Origin of the sequence: Arthrobacter psychrochitiniphilus, from assembly GCF_003185915.1 — a bacterium.
GTDB lineage: Bacteria > Actinomycetota > Actinomycetes > Actinomycetales > Micrococcaceae > Specibacter > Specibacter psychrochitiniphilus.
Genome location: NZ_QHLZ01000004.1, coordinates 291,522 through 313,034, shown reverse-complemented (window position 1 = coordinate 313,034; position 21,513 = coordinate 291,522). Strand labels below are relative to the sequence as shown.

The following is a 21,513-nucleotide window of genomic DNA, read 5'->3' as shown; positions in this document are numbered from 1 at the left end:
GATAATGCCGGTCCCCCAAGCTGGGGGCCGGCATGATCTATGCACTCGTTTTTAGGTGGTGTTATTAGGCAATACGAGTGCCCTTCGCGAGTTTTCCAGCTGGTGTGCGCAGCGCCCGCCACGCAAGGCCCAGGATTCCGGCCGTGACGAGGAGCTGCAGCCCCAGGCCCAGCGGCCAGAGCGGCTTGTCCTGCTCCAGGTACTGCGGTGCGATCTTGCCATTCGCACACTGGAACGTCGCGTTAGGCCCCGCCTGAGAGTAGCGGGCGCCTTGGCTAATGGATTCGAACACTCCGGATCCGTAATACGACTGCTCCTGCGCACTGTGGCTGGGATAGGGAATGGCATCGGCAACCACCACAAATGGGTTCATGGCCAGCAGCCACGCCACGCGCTCAGTCCTAGTTGTTTGGTTCTCCACCAGCGGCCCATAACAGGCATACTCATTGTTCTCATCCGTTATATCCGCCTTGTTCGGCGTCACCGGATAGTACTGTGAATCCTCGCCTTCAACCTCGCCATTCGGGGCAGGAGCATAGACGATCTCCTTGTAGTAGGTCTGATTCGCCAACACTGTTCCGTTGCTCAGCAGAGCACCCAAACCGAAAGCGATGAGCGTGCCAAAGCTCAGCAACGCCACCACCAAGTAGGTCACCACAATGGAGAAGAGTGGACGGTTGGCCAGCGCCGAAATACCCACACCCAGGGCACAGACCACCCCCAGTTCCGCAGCAAGCATGAGGAGGGCAATAAAGATGTACCCCACCCCTAGACCACCTTGGATAATTCCAAACACAAGGAATGGCACACTGACCACGAGAAATGCCAGCGCAGCGATCCATGATGCCAGGAACTTTCCCCACAGCAGTTGGCCTGGCCGTAGCAAGGTCACCTGCATGATAGCGAGCGTGCCCGCGGAGCGGTCTCCGCTGATGGCATTGGCGGAAAACGCTGGCGCCACTAGCAAGCCAAAGAACAGCACAAAAGCCAGCACGGCTTCAAAGATCAGCGGGCCTGGTCCCTCCACAAGTTGGTCCGGTGGAACATAGGAAAAATCTGTCCTATTCGTCTGAGCCTGCCAGCTGACCCAGGTGAGAACAGCAACCAGGCCAATGAGGACAAACCAGATGCTTAGCATGATGTACCAGCCGCGAGAGCGCAGCCGCTGGCGCAGTTCCATGCCCATGACTGCGCTGATGCCATTCATATAACGGCGGAATTTATTGCTCTGTCCGGGAACTGTATCTAGGCCCGGTGCTGACGGCGTAGTTTCTGTTGTTGTCACGGCTGTTCCACCCCCATGCTCATATAGGTCTCTTCCAAGGCCCCTGTTGCGGGCCCAAAATCATGCACAGCCACGCCCGCAGCCATGAGGTCCTGCAATAGTTTCGCGGCCCCTACCTCGGAGCCAACAGTAACCAGAACGCTTTCTGCTCGGACCGTGCCGTGGGAAAATTCCACACCCAAATTTCCCAACGCTTCCGCGAGCGCAGCGGGGTCAAGGGCTGCAATACAGTATCTACGGCCCTGGTCCGCAGCCTGCGCAACTGTCTGTGCCAGTACCGTCCGGCCTTGGTTGACGAACACGGCACCGTCAGCAATTTCATCGAGTTCTGCAAGAACGTGGGAGGAAACCACCACTACTTTTCCGTGTGCGGCTAAATTCCGCAGAATACGTCGCAGGGCCACGCGTGATCCCGGATCGAGCCCGGAGGCCGGTTCGTCCAGCAACAGCACCTCCGGATCATGAATCAGGGCCCGGGCCAGACTGAGCCGCTGCTGCTGCCCGCGGGAAAGCACGCGCGCCTTCTGATCCGCCAGCGGCGAAAGGCTCACTAGCGTCAGCAGTTCCTCCACACGGCCCGGAATTCCGGCTTTGGGTAGATGATAAAAATGACCCATGGTGGTCAGGATTTCGCGCACAGTCAGGGATTCCCACACCCCTAAGGTGTCCGGCATCCAACCAATTTTGGCCCGAGCCACGGTGGGGTCCTTGACGGGGTCAATCCCCATGACGCTGATACTCCCGGTATCTGGAGCCAGCAGCGAGGCAAGCATGAGCAGCAACGTGGTTTTGCCTGCGCCGTTAGGCCCAATGAGTGCCGTTACCTGCCCAGCCGGAGCAAGAAGCTCCATATCAACTACGGCGTGCACGGAACCGAAGCTGCGGGAGAGCCCTTTGGCGCTGAGTCCGCGAAAACCCTCAGGCGGGAAAATCCCGTCTGGCGCAAGTTGCTCTGGGCTTGGCTGCGCTGCTGGCTGTGGCGGTGAAGCCGTGGCGGGCGGTGGTGGCAAGAACTCGGTCATCGTGGCCTCCCTCTGTGCCGCGGTCTCGCCGCGGGCGGTGCCGCTGGACTCTCCCGCGGTTATGCCGCGGTAGCGGCCTTTGGATCAGCATAGGCGCAGGCGTGCACCCCGTCCTCATCCCGTCGACTGATATTGTGCGTGTTTGCCCGCAAAGCTGGAGTACGGGAAGAAAAAGAGACGCCAAGCCAGCAAAGTGGCGGCGTCATGGACCACCATGTGGACACAATAATTCCACGTTGACACCCCTTCCGCGCTAAACTTTCCTCAACTGCCTTCCGCGCTGATGATGCCGCACTGGCCTAGCGCAAGGCGTGGCAAGGCGCGAGTGGCAGCCAAATTTCCTTCTCCTAGTTTCGCGTTAGGTAAGTCAATGAGTGTGCAACCATGAGCCTGATTGTTCAAAAGTACGGTGGTTCCTCCGTGTCCGACGCCGCGGGCATTCTTCGCGTTGCCCGTCGGGTTGTTAGCACCCAGGCGGCAGGCCACGAGGTAGTCGTTGTCGTTTCAGCCATGGGTGACACCACCGATGAGCTGTTGGATTTGGCCGCGCAGGTTTCCGAGCATCCCCCGGCGCGCGAGCTGGATATGTTGATGACCGCTGGAGAGCGAATTTCCATGGCTCTGCTGGCCATGGCAATCAGCTCACAGGGCGGTGTGGCGCAGTCTTTCACAGGCAGCCAGGCCGGCATGATCACCGACGGCATTCACGGCAAGGCCCGCATCATTGATGTGGACCCGCACCGCGTCCGCACCGCCCTGGACAAGGGCAAGGTGGCGATTGTTGCCGGTTTCCAGGGCATGAGCCGCCAAACGCATGAGATCACCACCATGGGTCGCGGCGGTTCGGACACCACCGCCGTTGCACTCGCCGCGGCCTTGAACGCTGATGTTTGCGAAATCTACACCGACGTTGACGGTATCTACACGGCCGATCCGCGCGTGGTTCCCACCGCCCAGAAGATCAGCAAGATCTCCAGCGAAGAAATGCTGGAAATGGCAGCCTCTGGCGCCAAAATCTTGCACCTGCGCTGCGTGGAATATGCACGGCGTTTTGGCCTGCCCATCCATGTGCGCTCATCTTTTAGCGACAACGAGGGAACTTGGGTTCTGCCCAGCCCTGACGACAAAATCAAAATCTCAGAGGGAGTTGCCTTGGAGCAGCCAATCATCTCCGGCGTGGCCCACGACCGGTCCGAAGGTAAAGTCACCGTTGTTGGCGTGCCGGACATCCCCGGCAAGGCTGCCATGATCTTCGGCATCATCGCCGGCGCACACACCAACATCGACATGATCGTGCAGAATATTTCCACGCACGGTTCCGGCAAGACGGATATTTCCTTCACCTTGCCCATGATCGAAGGCGAAGATGCGCTGGCAGCCTTGCGCGCCCAGCAAGATGAGGTTGGCTTCGAGGATCTGATTTATGACGATAAGATCGGCAAGCTCTCCCTCATCGGCGCAGGCATGCGCTCCAACCCGGGCGTCTCCTACAGCTTCTTCAAGGCCCTGTCCGACGCCGGCGTAAACATTGATTTGATCTCCACCTCAGAGATCCGCATCTCCGTAGTCACGCGTGCGGACCTGCTGGATACGGCTGTCCGCGCGGTGCACCAGGCCTTTGGTTTGGACAGCGAAGACGAGGCCACTGTTTACGGCGGCACGGGCCGCTAGTCCCCACCAAAAAGCTGACCCGCAGAATTCTGTGGGTCAGCTTCTTATTGGGGCTAATGTTCCTCGGCTGGCTCTTCATCCTTGCGGACAGCGTAATGGTGGCCGCTTGAATCCGTGTGCTCATCAAAGTGGGTCAGTTGCTCATCACTGCTGTCTTCGAACTCGTCGTGGCGATGCACCACGGGGGAATCCATGTCCCCTTGGTCAGCAGGTCCGAACAGCACCTGGAACTTCTCTGTGGCATGCATGAATTTGTTCACGAACTTGTCACCGCTCGTCATCATCAACACCCCCTCTCCACAGGAGAAATTTGCGTGCAAGATTTCTTTAGTTTACGCCTGAAGCACACCAAAGGCACGGATGTAAATGTGGCGTCCAACGTTTAGCGCAGGGATTGATCCTTGGGGTCAATAGGTACCAGATAGCTGCTGCCATCGGCTCGCGTCACAGTAACAAATGCCTGGCTAGCCGCCTGTTGTTGCGCAAGGAGCTGCTTATTCTCCGGAGTCATCTCATGGTCCAATGGGCTGCTGCTGGCGGGGCCTAAAATGTAGCGCAGGTGTCCGGTGAACCGCATCAGCTTCTGTACCGGGGACAACTTGGGCATAGGACTTTCCTCGAGGCGTGGGGGCTGAAAAACACCTTCTCAACCCGGCTAATAAAGACAATACGGCCCATAGTACAGTGTTACTTAGTGCACTAACTAAATGAGGGGTGACTTGAGTGAGTATCGTGGAGAATGATCTCCTGCTTGAACGTCAACTGTGCTTTGGCCTGAGTGTGGCCGCCCGCAGTGTCATTGCCGCCTACAAGCCTGTGCTGGCCGAGCTGAACCTGACACATCCGCAGTATCTTGTGATGTTGGCACTCTGGGAGCAGGCGCCGCGCCGTGTCAAGGACATTGGCAGCACCCTCTTGCTGGAGTCCGCCACGCTCTCCCCGCTACTCAAACGCCTGGAGATCTTGGGCTACCTCACCCGCACCAAGGACAGCGCTGACGAACGCGCCTTGGCAGTGGACCTCACTGCGGCTGGATCCGAGCTCCGCACCAAGGCGCTTTCCGTGCCGGGCACCATGATGGCCCGGCTCGGACTTGACCGCGCTGGCGCCATGGATCTGCATAGGTCCATGATGGCCCTGATTGATTCCGCCACTCACGCGGACTGCGGCGCGATGGCCCCTGCCGCCGTTGACTCACCCCACGCCGCCATGACGGATAATTGAGGCCATGATCCCTGCCCCACTATCCCTTGCCGAGAATGCCTGGCAAGCCAGTGCCTTGGCGCACCGCCACCGTGTTGACCGGTATGCCGCACCCTATCTGGCTCGCCGGTCAGCAGGAGCAAAACACCCTGTTGAGGACTTCCTTTTCACGTACTACACACAAAAACCGGGTCAGCTTTCCCGCTGGCACCCCGGTGCGGGCACGGTTCTGACGGGAACCGCAGCGGCCGAACGGCTCGGCTGGAAATTTTACCGGGAAGCGACGCCAGAGGAGCTCGAGGCGAGCGGGGCGCCTGGGCAAGGCTCCGGCGTGGTGCTTGATCTGGGAAAGTTTCTGGAGCAGCGCAAGGAAGCCGTGGATTTTGCGCGGATCATTCTGGGCCGCACAGCATTGCGCCCGGCCCAGTTCGGTTGCTTTGGGCTGCACGAATGGGCCATGGTCTACCAGCAGGAAGCCAACCAGATTAGGCACGAATACCTTGAACTCCGGCTCGGCTCCACGGGAACCGACCAGGTTGTTGAGGACAACAAGATCCGCTGCACGCACTTTGACGCGTACCGTTTTTATACTCCTCAAGCGTCCGGCCTCAATGAGCTGCGGCCCACGCGGGAGAACCAGCGCGAGTTGGAACAGCCCGGCTGCCTGCACGCGAACATGGACCTCTACAAGTGGGCGTACAAGCTCTCGCCCGCGCTGCCAAGTGAGCTGGTCATGGACTGCTTTGAACTGTCGTGGCGGATCCGGGCCATGGACATGCAAGCCTCCCCGTACGACCTCGCTGCCTGGGGATATCCTCCCATTGAGATTGAGACGGCTTCTGGCAAGGCCGATTACGTAGCGCACCAGCGCGCGTTCAGCGCCGAATCCGCCGTGCTGCGCGAGCGTCTGGGTGCAGCCCTGGATGTGCTGGGCGCCACGCGCTGAGGGCTCTGGGGTTAAAGAACTAAGGCGGGTTGCCGGCATCCTGGATGCCGGCAACCCGCCTTAGTTTTTTAATGCGCCGTGACTAGTGCCGGGCACCCTTCATTGAGGCCCTGCGCATGGCGAGGACGCCACCTAGCAGGACGAGTACTGCTCCGGCGAGGCCCAGAGGCATGAGGCCGAAGCCCGTACTGGCCAGCTCGCCGTTTGAGTTGTCAGTGCCTACCGTGGTGGCCGCGTCCGAAGTGGTAGCGGTATCCGTGGCAGTGGCAGTCGCGGTTGCCGTTTCAGTTGCGGTGTCCGTGGCAGTCGCAGTGGCAGCCGCGCTCGGCGTACCACCGGCTGCGGTCACCTGCAGTTCGATGCTGACTGCAGCATCGGCGCCCGAGGCATCCGTTCCCGTGATGACAACCGTGTGCTGACCGGCAGGAAGACTGACCGGGATGGTGGTTGTCAGGCTCACGGTGCCGCCCTTCCCAACTATTGCCTCGCCGAGCACTCCAGGCTCAGAATGCAGCGTGAAGGTGGCAGTGGTTCCCGGCTTGAAATTCTTACCGGTGATGGTCACTTTCTGACCTGCAACCACGTTCGCCACATTCACTTCGCCTGTGGCTTCATCAGCACCTGGTGCAGTGCTGGGCGGTACCGTCGTCGGCGGTGCCGTTGTCGGATCTGCCGTGGGCGGTGCCGTTGTCGGCGGTGCCGTTGTCGGCGGTGCCGTCGTCGGATCCGTCGTGGGCGGTGCCGTCGTCGGCTCCGTGGTGGGTGCTGCGAGAAGCGCGAACGACTCCCGTGTTGCCTCCTTTGACGCGGCCTTTGAACCGTTGCTTGCCGTGGCAGTGAAGGACTTGGCATCAATGGCAGTTGCCGTGAGGTCGTTGGCCGTCACCGTGTGCTTGATAGTTCCTGTGCTGCTCGCACCGGCTGCCAGCGTTGCGGCGATACCGTCAACACCCGGCACGCTAACACCCGTCAAGGCGACGTTGCCGTCATTCTTGAGCGTGACGGCGTAGGTGACTACGTCGCCCTCGCTTGCGTAGGAGCTTTCGTCCTGGGTGGCGAGAACGCCTGCACCAATGGTCAGCGCCAGGGAAGGCTTGCGGATAAGAACGTCCACTTCGCCGCCGTCGGCCGTGAATTCAACCTTCGTTGCACCGGTAGCTTCAGCAGCCCACTTCGTGACAGGAGTGAAGAAGCCGTTGGCAACATCTTCGGCCGTGATGACGCGCTTGGCTGTGGTGCATGTGAAAGCTGCCCCTGCGGCGAGGTCCCGGTAGCGGCAGTTCGGCGTCCCGGTGATGTTGAAGCCGGTGAACTCGCCAGCCGTTGGGTAGACGGCGGAGGTTACGTTCGCGGTGCTCTTGACAACAAAGTTGTACGGCAGTGACTGTCCAACCGTGTACGGGCTCGTGGCCAGGTCACGGTCTTTGTCGGCTCGCTCACCGGTGACGGTGGCGCCCACAACAGGCTTGAGCGTAACAACGAGTGCCGTGGTGGCGGTGGTGGTTCCAGAGGTTGCTCTCAGCTCGTGGCTGGCAGCGGGTGTGTTTGCAGGAACGGTCACAGTCTTAGTAACAGCGCCTGCGGCATCGGTGGTGACGGTGCCCAGTGACAGCCCGTTGTTGAGCGTGAGCTCAACAACGCTATCTGCGGGGAATCCGGAGAGTGAAACCGTGATGTCGCTGCCTGCTGCAACAGTGCCGGGGGTGGCACTGATGACGGCAGGGACAGTTGAGACGGCCACGCCGGCAATGTTGACTTCGGCTCCACCAGCATAAGCATTGTTGGCGATCGAGTTCAACGCAACGAGCTTTAGGTAGCGGCCCGACTTGTTGCCTTCTATGGTGATGCGTTGGCCTTCGAGAACGCTGGTGAATGTACCGCTGGCTACCTTGGTACCGAACTCAGTGGGGCTGTCCGAAACAAAGATCTCGTAGTCCTTGATCCTGCCGTTGGGCCCATTCTGGCGCTGTGTGTATTCAAAACCAGTGACGTCATAGCTGGCACCGAGGTCAAAAACCACAGAGTGGGGGAACGGATCGGTCCCGCCCTGCCACTTGGTGTGCCAGAAAGAATCAATGTTGCCGTCAATGAGGGCCTTTGCAGGACCGTTGGGTGCTGCCTCACCGACCAGTTCCTGGGAGGAAACTGACTTGATGGTGAGCTGATTCTGTGGGATCTGGTTGGCCATGGGAGCACGGGCCCCACACAACGCATCTGAACAGGCAATGACGGAGGCTGAAGAAGCCGTTGCCGCAGCAGATTTCAGACCGTTCTTTGCCGTTACAGCCAATCCCTTGGCTCCAACCATATTGGCCGCAACATCTGCTGCGGTCAGGGTGTAGAGGGACGTGACTGTTTTGCTCTCGCCTGCGGCGAGGCTAAATTTATCCCACCCTGAAACCGTGATATCCGAGAGGTTGACGTTCCCGTTATTGGTAACAACAGAGGTGTAGGTGACGGTGTCGCCAACTGAAGCGAACCCGCTCTCGTCAACGTCCACGAGCTCACCAGCTGTGATGGTAGCCGTCACCGACGGCTTGCGCACCAACAGGTCAACTTCGGCACCGGTGATGGTGTATTTTTTGGTTTCCGCGCCTGTGGCACGTGCTTCCCAAGTGGTCAGCGGAACAAAGAAACCGTTAGCCAGCTCGGCGGCGGTGACGGCATGCTTCGGAGTGGTGCAAGGGTAGCCGTTGCCAACTCCTAGGTTTCCGAAACGGCAGTTCCCTGTATCTGTAGTTCCACCCTCTGCTACGCGCAACAGTGGGTTGAAGTTGCCCGAGGTGGGGATTGCTTCAACGGCTACGTTGCTCAGGCTATCAACCTGGAACTTGTAGGGCACTAGGCTGCCAACCGTGTAGGGGGTCGCCGCCAGATCGCGTGCGGTGTCAGTGGCCAACCCCTTGATATCAAGGCCGGCAATGTTGCTGGCTGCGCCGCCAGTGACAGTTACACTCACGTTGGAAGTGACCTTGAAGGCGCCCCGGCTCAATGTGGCGCTCACGGTGATATTTCCGGCCTTGAGGAAGCTGGGGATCGTGACGGGTACCTGCACGTCAACCGACGCACCAGCAGCGACATCGGGGACAATCGTGGAACCGAAGGTCCACCCCGTCTTAGGCGCGAATGACGCCGTCGCACCGGACAAAGTAGTCTCAGCGTTATTGCGAACCGTCAAGGTCGCCTGAACCGTGGCACCGTTGGCGCCAATGGCGGCCGCTCCTGACAGTGTTGCGTTCATGGCTGCCCCGCAGTCAACTTCCAGCCACGCGGCGTCGAACTTGCCGAACGTCATGGTGTTGTTATCGCCCTCGTAGAAGACGCCGAAGGCGCCATCGCTGAGGGCCGTGGCGGTTGAGTAGCTCATGGCGCCAGCCTTGAACTGCTTGCCCGCGCTCCAGGTGGTGCCGTCGTCGCAGGAGTAGCGGATGGTGCCGTTGCTGCGGCCGTTACTCGAGTTCGCGTTGGAGAACAAGAGCATCTTGGCCTCGGCGGACCCCTGGGCAGCATGCGGGTACATGCGGGTAATGGAGGCGTTGTTGACCGGGTCAACCAAGTTGGTATCCACCGTGACAGGGCCGTAACTCTGGCCTCCATCCTTGGAAATAGCAACCTTGCGGGCGCGTTCACCGGAGCTGGCGCGTGAGTTGAGCATGACATCACCGTTGGAGAGTTCCACGGACTTGTTCTCATCCATGCCGGTGCCGGTGAAGGCGCCGCGCTCCCACGTCTTGCCGTGGTCATCGGAGTAGACACTGTACGCCTGGTACGGGACATTGCCGTTGGCCTGTTTGACCTTGCCGGTGAACTGCTGGATCAAACGGCCCTTGTTGGGGCCGTACTTGAGCTGGATGCCCTCGCCGGAGGCGGCGAAGACACCGGAGATCCCGCCAACGTTGTTGGCGTCACCATTAGGCTTCACGATGTCCGTGATGAGGGGACCATCAAGGCCGGCATAGGCTGACTCGGCCGTGTAGTCCGACGGCGGGAGGTTAGGCATGTTGCCCGGATCGGTGGACCAGGTCAGACCCTTGTCCTTTGAAACGGCCACCGCGGAGCTGATGATATTGCGGTCCGCGTCGTCATTGCCATAGCCGCTGCCCTGGAAACTAACGTCCTTTGAATAGACATGGAAGTTGAAAACATCCCCTGTCTCTTGGTCAAAAATGTAGCTGGGATCGCTGAAGCCGTAGCGCAGATTGCCGTTCTTGGCCTCTTGACCGCGGGCAATGTAGGTGGGGGCACCCCACGTTTTGCCGCCATCGGTGCTGCGGCGTTGAACTATGGAGTTGGGCGAGGGTGCGTCAGCACCGTCGGGGCGTCCATCATAGGAGGCCAGGACGATCCCGTTGCCAAGATCTACGAGTGCGGGGATGCGGTAGTAACGGCCCAGCGAGGGGTCAATCTTGTTATCGCCGTTCTGAGCCAAAATCTGTTCTGTATAGCTACTTGTCACTGCCAGCGGGGCAGGAGCAGGATCCTGGGCGAAGGCTGGCCCGGCCACCATACCGGCAAGCAGCCCGCCAGCTAGCAGAACTGCGGTGCCCACTACTTTTCCGCGTTTTAAGCGGGGCACCCTGTTGATAGATTTCATCTATTCCTCTCGAGCGGCCAAAGCGGCCGGTAAAAACGGTCAAACGCTCAACGTTGCGCGCCCAACCCACTGGACATAGGACGTCCGCCCTATCGTACGGTGTTATGCATCACTCTGTGAAGTGGCTCTCAAATATGACTTGGGTAAATGAGGCGTGAGACATGCGGTCCTCAAGCGCAGATCTAAATTCCGACTCAAGACATAGGGAGGCCCTGGCTAACAACAGAGCCCCCGAAACCCGCCAACGTTTCGCTAGCCGCCCACTGTAGCGCTGGCGGGCCTGACGTTCTCGGTTATCAAGGAATCCGCAAACGGAGAAAAAGGCTGACCCAACCGGGTGGTCCACCGGCCGCTCCGGGCTTCTTCCATCGGCGGTGCAAGCTGGCGGATTTCATTTGGTCCTCTAGCTAGGATCACGAACTCTGCGCCCGCACATGAGATGTGCACCACACGAATTCCAGAGTTTGCACACACTTGCGTAGAATGGGATGGCAAGCTCGCGGAGCGCTTCCCTTATAGGTTTTCAGGCCCAAACACCCTGGCCCAAAGACAGCGTAAGACGGCACCTCCGCGGCACCCCCTCTTAATCACCAGGAGTTCCTTCGATGCCCCGGATCGTTGTCGACGTCATGCTCAAGCCCGAAATTCTGGACCCGCAGGGGAAAGCCATTGTTGGCGCACTCCCTCGCCTGGGATTCACCGCATTCTCCGCAGTCCGCCAGGGCAAGCGCTTTGAATTGACCGTGGACGGCGAGGTGACCGAGGAAATCCTGGCCCAGGCCCGCGAAGCTGCTGAAACCATGCTCTCGAACCCGGTGATTGAAGACGTTGTCAACGTCGAAGTTGTGGCGGACTAGTTATGAGTGAAACTCCCTTGATTGGTGGAGCCACCCTGGCTCCGGTTGATTCCCGTCTGGCGGGTGCACGCATTGGCGTGGTCACCTTCCCCGGTACCTTGGATGACCGCGACGCCGTCCGCGCAGTGCGCCTCTCCGGTGCCACCGCGGTTGAACTATGGCATGCCGACACCGAGCTGGCCGATGTTGACGCCGTCATCATCCCGGGCGGATTCTCCTACGGTGATTACCTGCGCGCAGGCGCCATCTCCCGCTTCGCGCCGCTGATGACCAAGATTGTAGATGCCGCCAACTCCGATGCGAAGCTGCCTGTTTTGGGTATTTGCAATGGCTTCCAGATCCTGACCGAGGCGCACCTTCTGCCCGGCTCCATGATCAAAAACGATCACTTGAAGTTCTTGTGCCGCGATCAGGTACTGCGCGTGGAGAACAACACCACCGCATGGACCAACGCCTATGCCGCCGGCGAGGACATCACCATTGTCCTGAAGAACCAGGACGGCCAGTACATTGCCGATGAGAAGACTCTGGACGCTCTTGAGGCTGAGGGACTCGTGGCTTTCCGCTACATGGGCGGGAACCCGAACGGCTCCCGCCGCGACATTGCCGGCATCTCCAACGCTGCCGGCAACGTAGTGGGCCTCATGCCGCACCCCGAGCACGCCGTTGAAGCCGGGTACGGCCCTGGCCACACGGGCACCGACGGCCTGGGCTTCTTCAACTCAGTTTTGAACACTCTTCTGGGAGACAAATAAATGAGCGAGATCTCAACAGAATCCGCGAAAAAGTTCAACATGGACACGGTTGCCAATGCCGCCATCACCCCGGATGTTGAACTGCCGTGGGCCGAGCTGGGCCTGAAGCAAAACGAGTTCGACGACGTCGTGAAGGTTTTGGGCCGCCGCCCCACCGCCGCGGAACTGGCCATGTATTCGGTCATGTGGAGTGAGCACTGCTCCTACAAGTCCTCCAAGAACCATCTTCGCCAGTTCGGCGAGAAGGTCACGGAGGAGATGAAGAAGGACATGCTGGTGGGCATCGGTGAGAACGCCGGCGTCACCAACTTGGGCGACGGCTGGGCCGTGACGTTCAAGATCGAGTCCCACAACTCCCCCACGATGATCGAACCGTACCAGGGTGCCGCAACCGGCATCGGCGGCATTGTCCGCGACATCATCTCCATGGGCGCCCGCCCGGTTGCCGTCATGGATCCGCTGCGTTTTGGCGCCATCGACCACCCGGACACCGCACGCGTCATGCACGGTGCCGTTGCCGGCATCGGCGGCTACGGCAACTCGCTGGGCCTGCCGAACATTGGCGGCGAAATGGTCTTTGACTCCGTTTACCAGGGCAACCCGCTGGTCAACGCCCTCGCCGTGGGCGTCATGCGCCACGAGGACATCCGCCTGGCCAATGCCTCGGGCAAGGGCAACAAGGTTGTCTTGTTCGGTGCACGCACCGGCGGCGACGGCATCGGTGGGGCCTCGATCCTGTCCTCCGAGTCCTTCGACAACTCCAAGCCCTCCAAGCGCCCCGCCGTCCAGGTGGGCGACCCCTTCGCCGAAAAGGTCCTGATCGAGTGCTGCCTTGAACTGTTCAAGGGTTCCCTGGTTGAGGGCATCCAGGACTTGGGCGCGGCAGGTATTTCCTGCGCCACCAGCGAACTGGCCTCAAACGGCGACGGCGGCATGGAAGTTGAGCTGACCTCCGTACTGTTGCGCGACCCCACCTTGACCCCGGGCGAAATCCTGATGTCAGAGTCGCAGGAACGCATGATGGCTGTTGTCTCCCCGGAGAACATTGCAGCGTTTGAAGCCGTCATGGAGAAGTGGGCCGTGGAGTACTCCTGGCTTGGCGAGGTCACCGACACGGGCCGCCTGATCATCAAGTGGGACGGCGAAGTCATTGTGGACGTCGATCCCCGCACCGTTGCGCACGACGGCCCGGTCTACGACCGCCCCTACGCCCGCCCCGAGTGGCAGGATGCCCTGCAGGCTGACACGTTCACCGGCTCGGTTCAAGACGCCGCCCGTCCCTCCACACCGGAGGAGCTCAAGGCTGCCATGCTGGAGCTCGTTGCATCGCCGAACATGTGCTCAAAGGACTGGATCACCAACCAGTACGATCGCTATGTTGGCGGCAACACCGCACTGGCGTTCCCCGATGACGCCGGCGTGATCCGCGTTGATGAGGAAACCGGTCTGGGCTTTGCCGTGGCCACCGACGCCAACGGCCGCTACACCTTCCTAGATCCGTACCACGGCGCACAGCTGGCCCTGGCTGAGGCCTACCGCAACGTGGCAACCTCCGGCGCCGTGCCCATGGCCGTCTCCGACTGCCTGAACTTCGGTTCCCCTGAGGACCCGGATGTCATGTGGCAATTGGCCGAAGCGATCCGCGGGCTCTCCGACGCCTGCATGGTGTTGGGCATCCCGGTCACGGGCGGCAACGTCTCGCTGTACAACCAGACGGGCACCACCCCCATCCACCCCACACCTGTTGTGGCTGTTTTGGGCAAGTTCGACGACGTTGCGCGCCGCACGCCCTCGGGATGGGCTGAGGATGGCCAGGCCATCTACCTGCTCGGCACCACGGCCGATGACCTGGACGGTTCCGAATGGGCCAACATGCGCGGCCACCTAGGCGGCCTCCCGCCAGCGGTGAACCTGGAGCGCGAGCGTGAATTAGGTGCAATCCTAATCAACGCCTCCCGCGACGGCATGATCGATTCCGCCCACGACCTCTCCGAAGGCGGCCTCGCCGCAGCCCTCGTTGAGTCGGCGCTACGCTTCAACACCGGGGCACGAGTTGCCCTGGATGACGTGGCGGCCCGGGACGGCGTGGACGTGTTCACTTTGTTGTTCTCCGAGACACAGGGACGCGCCATCGTGTCGGTTCCGCGCAGCGAAGAAGTCCGCTTCAACGACATGTGCACGGCCCGGAACTTCCCGCTCTCACGCATCGGCGTGGTGGATGCGGCAGGTGCCGCCCTGGATATTCAAGGCCTGTTCACCGCCGAGCTGGACGAATTGCGCGTTGCACACGAGGGAACTTTGCCGAAGTACTTCGGCTAGTCCCCACGCCCTCCCCATGAATGGGTCGCTAACGACCCATTCATGGGGCCCCTCGGGCGCGTGGGCCCAAGGAGTTGTGGGCCCACCCGGTTTGCTAGAAGCCGCCGGCTAACGTCCGGGCTGCTTGCAGATATGACCGGGTCACGCCCGCTTGGGTCAACTTCGTAATGGGTGATCCCAAAGCGTAGATGAGGCCCGCCGGTTTACTGAACGCCAACAGCCTGAAGTGGACGCCGCCGTCGGGCTTCTTCATGGCAATGAATGCTTCCTCACCCAGCGCCGGGTGCCCCGGCAAGGTTCCGTATCCGAAACCGGCAAGTTCAATATCCTGTCCGTCAGGGCTGGGCGCCCATTGCGGTTCCATGGCCCACACCACCTCGCACGGGATGGGGAGACGGAGCGCACCCACCCCGAATCCACTGATAACCCGCGCGCCAACAACGGCCCGCGGCGGAGCGTTAACTTCGAGCCCGGCACGGCGTTGAATTTCCCAGCTCATGATGCCCTCAGCCAGCGCGTCAAAGCCCTCTTGCCCGGCCCCTACGGCGAGCGTCTTGTCCACGTGATTAAAGCCCTTGGGCCAGTCAATGTCTGCGGCAGCTTGTTGCGCGGCCAGGCGGGTCAGGCCCAGATACGGGTAATCCAACGAACCTCTGTCAGCTTTTGGCGACATATGCGTTCCACTCCAATGCAAGTTGCTGTTTCTTGGGAAACCCAGCCACCACAAGATCGTATGAGTCTTCCAGCATTTCCAACACCATCTGCGCCTCCACGGTGGAGGTGTCAACGCCATTCCAATGCCGTTTGTTCATATGATAGGCACCCGTGATGCCAGGGTGTGCAGCCCGCAGGGCCGGGGCCAGTTCGGGGTCGCATTTGAGGCTGATACTCAAGGGTTCACTATCGAGGTTGCCGAGGGCGAACACCTTCCCAGCACGCTCTACCCCGCCGCTGCTGGGCGCCTTGACTTTGAACACGCTGATTTCCGGCCCGAACGGAAAGTCCTCATACGCTCCACCTAAAGCCAGCGCGGCTGTGCGTAAAGTATCTACGGTAATGCTCATTACGACTCACCACCCAGCGCCAGGACCTCATAGTTCAGCACGGCAAATGCGCCCTGCTGCACGGCGCTGCGAAGTTTTAGCCGATCCGTTCCCACATTGCGCGGCAGCAGAGGCGCGCCAGAGGTAAGGGTGGCTGGGGCCAGGGTGAGGACGAGTTCGTCCAGCGCCCCCGCATCCAGGAACTGCCCGGCCAGATCACCGCCGCCAACCACCCACACATTCAGTTCGCCAGCGGCCGCCCTGATCTCTTCCAGCACCTCAGGTACGGCTCCGCGGACAAAGCGGACGTCGGCCCCTTCGGGTACGGGCAGTTCGCGTGAGGTGAAGACGTAGGTGGGCTTAGCGCCGTAGAATGGCTGCCACTTGTGGGGTTCCGCGAGCAGGTTTTCCGCTTGCAGCACCCATTCGTAGGTGGTGGAGCCCTCCACAAACACCCCTGCCGTGTCCATGAACGCGCCAATGTCCGGCCCGCCCTCGGTGTCCACGGCAAACAGCCATTTGAGGGAGTTCGCACTGTCAGCCAGATAACCGTTGATCGTGGTTGCCGTGTAATAAACAATGCGCGTCATGGTCTCAACGCTACTTCACACCCAGGTAGTCCTCCAGCAGGACCACCTTGAGCCCGGCCGCCTTCTGAGCCTTGAGGAAGGCTGCCAGATCGGCCGGAAATTCTGGCCGGAAGTGCATCAGCACTATGTCTCCAGGGCGCAGCCCCGCACCCACCTGGTAGTCCATTCCTCCCGCATTTGCCTTGCTCTCCCAGTCCACAATTGCCTTCATGCCGCACTCCGCTACAGCCTTCCGGATCGCCATAGTGTAGGGCCCCCCAGGGGGTCTGAAGAAGACCGGTCGGCGCCCAAACTGCTGCTCCTCAAAGTCTGCCATGCCACAAATTTCGGCCTTCTGCTGCGCGTAGCTGAGGTGAATGAAGTCCAAGTTGTGGCTCATGGTGTGATTCTCGATGAGGTGCCCGGCCGCTATGTATTGCTGGTAAAAATCCGGTGACCCGGCAATAAAAGTCTTAGCCAGAAACAGTGACGCCCTAATGCCGTGCTTCTGAAGCAGCGCCAGATCCGAATCCCGTTTCACGGCACCGTCGTCGATGGTCAAAAAAACCACTTTTTGCTCGGTGGGAATCTTGGTCAACACTGGCACCATCCCGTTTTCAATGGGTGGCAGCACGTAGTCAGGCACCAATCCATCCAGCGTATCCACCCGCCCGGTTGCCGGGTTGGTGGTTGCGCTGGTGGGAATAGACGACGCCGGACCTTGTGTTGGCGTCGTTGTGGCACCTGGTGCCGGGGTGCTTGCGGCGGGGGCGCTCGAGGCTGAAGGGCTGTGGGCTGAAGTGCTGTCCGCTGCAGTGCTGTCCGCAAGGCTGGATGTACTGGCTCCCGGCTGTGACAGCTCTTGCGCGGTGGGCTCGAAATGGGCTGCCACCCACCAGATCCCGGTTGCCACGAGGACAATGGCTACGGCGAGAGCTATGAAACTGAACAGAGCCCCCCGGCGGGGACTGCGGTCAAGATGACGTGGCATATCTACCTTCTTAGTTTGCTCACAAGCTGGTGCGGGGGTGTGCCGTGGCCGGACCTAAATTCCCAGTCTGACTGCCTCAATCTTGGGGCAGGTGTTCATGACCACGTCTAGTCCCGCAAGCCGGGCGCGTTGCGCGGCGTCCTTATCAATCACACCCAATTGCAGCCACACGGCTTGTGCACCTACCGCAATGGCCTGGTCAACCACCTGACCCACCCGCTGAGAGTTTACAAAGCAATCAACTACATCAATGTGCCCGGGAATCTCGGACAGCATCTTGTAGCCCTTTGCCCCATGAACGTCCTCGCCCTTCAGACTCACGGGAATAATCTCATGGCCCAGCTCCTGCTGCAGAAAATAAGAGACACCAAGGGCTGCGCGGAGCGGGTTATTGGACAGCCCCACCACAGCCCAGCGTGCCGGGGTCTTTAGGAGCCGCTCAATGACGGCAGGGTTGTTTTGATAATCCATAGCTCGAGCCTACTTCCCCCAACCTTTCTTGCCGCGGCAATTGTTACGGCAAGTGTGCATCAAATTTCGCCTTACAGCGGCCATCAGGCTACTTTGAAAGTGACCATCCCGAGCGGCCGAGAGATCTGGCTCAGTGAAGCCGCAGCAACCCTGGTTGGCGGTCATCGTCCCCGATGCCGTTCAATAACAAGGAATTCGTCTGGGTACGGTTCCGGCCTTGCAGGCCGGTACCGTAAGACGTTTCACCGTAGGGTGCTACTGCCAGGACCGATGGAGTAGCCATATGAGCACCACCCTTGCCTCGGCGCAGCCCACCGCCGCACCGCTGCCTAAACCCGCCACCACTCCACGGCACACCCACGCCGGAACCACAGCCATGGGAGTTTCCTTCCGTGGCCTGGGCCGTTCCTTCGGCGAGGGCACCACCTCGCGGACTGTGTTGGAAGATGTCACTTTCACTGTGCGTGCCGGAGAAATAGTAGCAATTCTAGGCCCGTCCGGTTGCGGCAAATCCACTCTGTTGCGTGCCGCAGCGGGGCTTGACTCCCCCACTGCCGGAGAGGTCCTCATTGACGGTTCCGTAGTCTCGGGGATTGATCCGCGCTGCGCCTTTGCCTTTCAGGAACCGCGGCTCATGCCGTGGAAGTCCGTGACAGAGAACGTGGCGCTGGGCCTTCCGTCCGGTTCGGCTAAGCGCCGGCGCGGAGTCCCGTCAACGGTTGAGGACCTGCTGGCTCTGGTAGGTCTGAGCGAATTTGCCGGTCACCGTCCGCGTGAGATTTCAGGCGGTATGGCACAGCGTGCCTCACTGGCGCGCGCCTTGGCCCGCAACCCGGGTGTGCTGCTATTGGATGAGCCTTTTGGTGCGCTCGACGCGTTGACACGGATAAAAATGCAGGACTTGTTGCTGGAAATTCACACTGCAGAGCCCACCACCGTGCTGCTCGTGACGCATGATGTTGACGAGGCATTGGCCCTGGCAGACCGCATCATTGTCCTTGGCAGTGATGACTCAGGCACAGCGAAAAGTTCCGTCCACAGCGGTGCCACTATTGTGCGCACCGTTGAGGTTCCTGGTGCACGTCCGCGCAGCAACGCTTCGCTGGCACAACTGCGCAGTTCACTGCTCGCCAGCCTCGGTGTTTCGCACCACTAATCAGCTAGTCCCCGCCAAAGCACCATGCTTTTTGCGCCCCCATCCTTTGCGTACCCGACTTTCAAAAACCACCCCTGTGAGGATCTTCCATGTCTGTTTCACGCCATTTAAACCGCCGTTCCTTCCTCGGCGCCGCCGCTGCCGTCTCCGCTCTGGCTATGACCGGTTGCGTCTCGGGCGAAAAGGCTGGCGGCGATGCTGCCGCCGCGAGCAAATCCACCTTGAACATAGACTTCGCCACCTACAACCCGCTTTCTTTGGTCATCAAGGAGAAAGGCTGGCTCGAGGCTACTCTCGCACCGAAGGGCGTGAAGGTTAACTGGCTGCAGTCTGCCGGTTCCAACAAGGCCAATGAGGCGCTGCGCTCGGGCGCTGTTGATGTTGGATCTACAGCAGGCTCCGCAGCTCTGCTGGCCCGCGCCAATGGTTCACCCATCAAGACCATCAGCATCTATTCGCAGCCAGAGTGGGCTGCTCTGGTCACCGGCAAAGGTTCGGCCATCACCTCAGTTGAGCAGCTCAAGGGCAAGAATGTAGCTGCCACCAAAGGAACGGACCCTTACTTCTTCCTGGTGCAGGCCCTCGAATCGGCGGGATTGAGCACCTCGGACGTAACCGTGCAGAACCTGCAGCATGCGGACGGCCGCACCGCCTTGGAGAACGGTTCCGTAGATGCATGGTCAGGTCTGGACCCGATCATGGCCGGGGCGCAAGAGAACGGCAGCAAGCTCTTCTTCCGCAACTTGGACTTCAACACCTACGGTTTCTTGAACGCCACAGAGTCCTTCCTCACGGGCAGCCCCGAACTGGCCCAGACCGTTGTGGACGCCTATGAGAAGGCCCGCATCTGGGCAGTGGCCAATCCCGAAGAGACGGCACAGGTCCTGGCCAACGTTGCCGGATTGGACCTGCCCGTTGCCACCACCGTCATCGCGGAGCGCAGCAACCTGGACGTTAGCGGTGTCCCGGGCGAGAAGCAGCGTGCTGTACTGGCCAAGATCGGCCCCACCTTCGTGGCCCTGGGCGATGTTGAAAACCAGGGTCAGGTTGATGCCGCACTGAACTCCCTACTCGATGACTCACTGGCTAAGAAGGCAGATGCCTCCTCCATCAAGGACGCATCATGATTGACCTTGGCAACCCCGGCGCTACGGGTTCTAGCACCGTCCCCAGCAGTGTGGAGGGTTTCGCCGCAACAGGCGTGAACCTTCTGCCACGGACAGGCTCTTCTCCCACACGAGCAGTTCCGGCGGCCAACAAGCTGCTGGGAAACCGCTGGGTAGTACTGGGCCTGGGCCTGATCTTCCCGGCCTTGGTGTTGCTGGCCTGGCAGCTGAGCACGGCGGCAGGGCTGTTCTCCGCTGTTCAACTACCGCCGCCGGCCGCAGTTTTTGAGGCCGGCAGGGGGCTTATTGAGCGTAATGAGCTCTTTGGCCATGTGGCTATTTCCACCCAGCGTGTGCTGCTCGGTTTTGCCGGTGGAGCCCTTCTAGGTTTGGGACTGGGCGCATTGTTGGGGCTGTCCAAGGTGGCTGACATCCTGCTCGGCCCCACCCTTGGCGCCCTGCGCGCCGTCCCCTCGCTGGCTTGGGTTCCGTTGTTGATTCTGTGGATGAAGATCGGGGAGGATTCCAAGATCACGCTCATCATTATTGGCGCGTTCTTTCCCGTCTTCACTACCGTCTCACTGGCTCTGCGTCACGTGGACAAGAACCTCGTGGAAGCCGGCCGCGCGTTTGGCCTGAAGGGCTTGAAGTTGCTGACAACAATCCAGCTGCCCGCGGTGGTCCCGGCCATCTTCTCTGGCCTTCGCCTGGCCCTGGCTCAGGCGTGGCTGTTCCTCGTGGCGGCAGAGCTCATTGCGTCCTCCATGGGGCTCGGATTCCTGCTCACGGATTCGCAAAACAATGGCCGTACGGACCGGCTGCTGCTAGCTATTGTGCTGCTGGCTATCCTAGGCAAGGCCACGGATGCCCTGTTGGGCGTGGCCGAGAAGTGGGCTGTGCGCAGATGGACGTAGAAAAATAACAACCCCCAGCCGCTAAACCCTAAGCTTCAGCAGCCATGGCCCTAGCGTCCAGGCATACAGGCATACAATGGTCAGGCGTCCACGAATGATTCGTCGATGCCTGGCCGTTCGTTATCTCCGGAGTCGGATGCGGGCTCATCCTCTTCCTCAGCGGGAAGATCGTCAATGTCCACATAGTCTTCGCTCGTGAGCTCGTCGGTGTACAGTGCCCAAAACTCATTGGCGGCGGCTGCGGCCGGGTCAAGGGCTTGCAATTGGGTCTCGAATGACTTTTTGACCTCGGAGAAGTCTTCGTCATCTTCGGGCCCGGCGGTATCCCTGTCGATGGAGCCCCAGGCGGCAACAATGGCAGGTAGTCTCTGCAGTGATGAGGCAATGATGCTTTCATCGTCCTCGCAGACGTACAACATGGCGGAGCTGTTGCGATCCACCACAACAAATTGGAAATCTCCGTCGTTACACACAATTGCACGTCCGGAGCTGTCATTAGCGAAGGGCGGTTTGAGCCACTGCCCATCCAAGGGAACATCCTCGAGCGCTACCGGGTACATCGCTTCCAACACCGCCCAAATACTGGCGTCGTTCATGATTTCCTCCTGCCC

Annotated in this window: 21 protein-coding genes; 9 read left to right on the top strand and 12 right to left on the bottom strand. The window is 60.3% G+C overall.

The window, feature by feature from the left end:
• Positions 1 to 64: 64 nt before the first annotated feature.
• The gene (locus CVS29_RS08655; protein WP_245932128.1) at positions 65 to 1,285 is read right to left on the bottom strand and encodes an ABC transporter permease; all 1,221 of its coding nucleotides are present in this window, start codon (positions 1,283 to 1,285) and stop codon (positions 65 to 67) included.
• On the bottom strand, positions 1,282 to 2,307 hold the full coding sequence (locus tag CVS29_RS08650) for an ABC transporter ATP-binding protein (protein WP_110105904.1): 1,026 nt from the start codon (positions 2,305 to 2,307) through the stop codon (positions 1,282 to 1,284). The genes CVS29_RS08655 and CVS29_RS08650 overlap by 4 nt, the downstream gene beginning before the upstream one ends.
• 384 nt (positions 2,308 to 2,691) lie before the next feature.
• On the opposite strand from CVS29_RS08650, the gene CVS29_RS08645 reads away from it, so the two are divergent.
• Positions 2,692 to 3,978 (top strand): aspartate kinase, encoded by a 1,287-nt coding sequence (locus CVS29_RS08645; protein ID WP_110105903.1) that lies wholly within the window; start codon positions 2,692 to 2,694, stop codon positions 3,976 to 3,978.
• A 53-nt stretch (positions 3,979 to 4,031) separates the two neighbouring features.
• On the opposite strand, the gene CVS29_RS08640 is transcribed toward CVS29_RS08645, so the two are convergent.
• Positions 4,032 to 4,262 (bottom strand): hypothetical protein, encoded by a 231-nt coding sequence (locus CVS29_RS08640; protein ID WP_306457019.1) that lies wholly within the window; start codon positions 4,260 to 4,262, stop codon positions 4,032 to 4,034.
• A 98-nt stretch (positions 4,263 to 4,360) separates the two neighbouring features.
• Complete coding sequence (locus CVS29_RS08635) at positions 4,361 to 4,585, bottom strand: hypothetical protein (protein WP_110105902.1); 225 nt, start codon at positions 4,583 to 4,585, stop codon at positions 4,361 to 4,363.
• A 125-nt stretch (positions 4,586 to 4,710) separates the two neighbouring features.
• Here CVS29_RS08635 and CVS29_RS08630 point away from each other — a divergent pair, with 125 nt between their 5' ends.
• Together CVS29_RS08630 and CVS29_RS08625 are read left to right on the top strand one after the other, a co-directional pair.
• Positions 4,711 to 5,202 carry a MarR family winged helix-turn-helix transcriptional regulator gene (locus CVS29_RS08630; RefSeq protein ID WP_211315110.1) on the top strand — a complete coding sequence of 164 codons (492 nt, stop codon included), beginning with the start codon at positions 4,711 to 4,713 and terminating at the stop codon, positions 5,200 to 5,202.
• Between the two features lie 4 nt (positions 5,203 to 5,206).
• Positions 5,207 to 6,127 (top strand): 3-methyladenine DNA glycosylase, encoded by a 921-nt coding sequence (locus CVS29_RS08625; RefSeq protein ID WP_110105901.1) that lies wholly within the window; start codon positions 5,207 to 5,209, stop codon positions 6,125 to 6,127.
• An 82-nt stretch (positions 6,128 to 6,209) separates the two neighbouring features.
• On the opposite strand, the gene CVS29_RS08620 is transcribed toward CVS29_RS08625, so the two are convergent.
• A complete protein-coding gene (locus CVS29_RS08620; RefSeq protein ID WP_110105900.1) occupies positions 6,210 to 10,721 on the bottom strand; it encodes a discoidin domain-containing protein in 4,512 nt (1,503 codons plus the stop codon).
• A gap of 605 nt (positions 10,722 to 11,326) precedes the next feature.
• Here CVS29_RS08620 and purS point away from each other — a divergent pair.
• Genes purS through purL form a run of 3 tightly spaced genes read left to right on the top strand, consistent with a single transcriptional unit; the run spans position 11,327 to position 14,652 of the window.
• Complete coding sequence (purS, locus tag CVS29_RS08615; protein ID WP_038465086.1) at positions 11,327 to 11,578, top strand: phosphoribosylformylglycinamidine synthase subunit PurS; 252 nt, start codon at positions 11,327 to 11,329, stop codon at positions 11,576 to 11,578.
• A gap of 2 nt (positions 11,579 to 11,580) precedes the next feature.
• Entirely contained in the window at positions 11,581 to 12,333 is a 753-nt protein-coding gene (gene purQ, locus CVS29_RS08610) for a phosphoribosylformylglycinamidine synthase subunit PurQ (protein WP_110105899.1), read from the top strand.
• A gap of 9 nt (positions 12,334 to 12,342) precedes the next feature.
• Entirely contained in the window at positions 12,343 to 14,652 is a 2,310-nt protein-coding gene (gene purL / locus CVS29_RS08605; RefSeq protein ID WP_110105965.1) for a phosphoribosylformylglycinamidine synthase subunit PurL, read from the top strand.
• 94 nt (positions 14,653 to 14,746) lie between these two features.
• Here purL and CVS29_RS08600 read toward each other — a convergent pair whose 3' ends face one another.
• From CVS29_RS08600 to CVS29_RS18440, 6 genes are all read right to left on the bottom strand, one after another.
• Positions 14,747 to 15,325 (bottom strand): DUF1990 domain-containing protein, encoded by a 579-nt coding sequence (locus CVS29_RS08600; RefSeq protein WP_110105898.1) that lies wholly within the window; start codon positions 15,323 to 15,325, stop codon positions 14,747 to 14,749.
• Positions 15,309 to 15,716, bottom strand: coding sequence for an MmcQ/YjbR family DNA-binding protein (locus CVS29_RS08595; RefSeq protein WP_110105897.1), 408 nt, complete (start codon positions 15,714 to 15,716; stop codon positions 15,309 to 15,311). The genes CVS29_RS08600 and CVS29_RS08595 overlap by 17 nt, the downstream gene beginning before the upstream one ends.
• On the bottom strand, positions 15,716 to 16,285 hold the full coding sequence (locus CVS29_RS08590) for a dihydrofolate reductase family protein (protein WP_110105896.1): 570 nt from the start codon (positions 16,283 to 16,285) through the stop codon (positions 15,716 to 15,718). Before CVS29_RS08590 ends, CVS29_RS08595 begins: the two co-directional genes overlap by 1 nt.
• Before the next feature lie 10 nt (positions 16,286 to 16,295).
• Entirely contained in the window at positions 16,296 to 17,255 is a 960-nt protein-coding gene (locus tag CVS29_RS18835; RefSeq protein WP_245932127.1) for a polysaccharide deacetylase family protein, read from the bottom strand.
• 54 nt (positions 17,256 to 17,309) lie between these two features.
• Positions 17,310 to 17,726 (bottom strand): CoA-binding protein, encoded by a 417-nt coding sequence (locus CVS29_RS08580; RefSeq protein ID WP_110105895.1) that lies wholly within the window; start codon positions 17,724 to 17,726, stop codon positions 17,310 to 17,312.
• 130 nt (positions 17,727 to 17,856) lie between these two features.
• Positions 17,857 to 18,009 (bottom strand): hypothetical protein, encoded by a 153-nt coding sequence (locus CVS29_RS18440; protein ID WP_170120938.1) that lies wholly within the window; start codon positions 18,007 to 18,009, stop codon positions 17,857 to 17,859.
• Between CVS29_RS18440 and CVS29_RS08575 the strand changes: the two genes are divergently transcribed.
• The 3 genes from CVS29_RS08575 (at position 18,010) to CVS29_RS08565 (ending at position 20,902) form a co-directional block, all read left to right on the top strand.
• The gene (locus CVS29_RS08575) at positions 18,010 to 18,882 is read left to right on the top strand and encodes an ABC transporter ATP-binding protein (protein ID WP_110105894.1); all 873 of its coding nucleotides are present in this window, start codon (positions 18,010 to 18,012) and stop codon (positions 18,880 to 18,882) included.
• An 89-nt stretch (positions 18,883 to 18,971) separates the two neighbouring features.
• Positions 18,972 to 20,009: an aliphatic sulfonate ABC transporter substrate-binding protein gene (locus CVS29_RS08570; RefSeq protein ID WP_110105893.1), complete on the top strand. Its 1,038-nt coding sequence runs from the start codon at positions 18,972 to 18,974 to the stop codon at positions 20,007 to 20,009.
• The gene (locus CVS29_RS08565; RefSeq protein WP_110105892.1) at positions 20,006 to 20,902 is read left to right on the top strand and encodes an ABC transporter permease; all 897 of its coding nucleotides are present in this window, start codon (positions 20,006 to 20,008) and stop codon (positions 20,900 to 20,902) included. Before CVS29_RS08570 ends, CVS29_RS08565 begins: the two co-directional genes overlap by 4 nt.
• 80 nt (positions 20,903 to 20,982) lie before the next feature.
• Here CVS29_RS08565 and CVS29_RS08560 read toward each other — a convergent pair whose 3' ends face one another.
• On the bottom strand, positions 20,983 to 21,498 hold the full coding sequence (locus CVS29_RS08560; protein WP_110105891.1) for an SUKH-4 family immunity protein: 516 nt from the start codon (positions 21,496 to 21,498) through the stop codon (positions 20,983 to 20,985).
• Between the last annotated feature and the right edge of the window lie 15 nt (positions 21,499 to 21,513).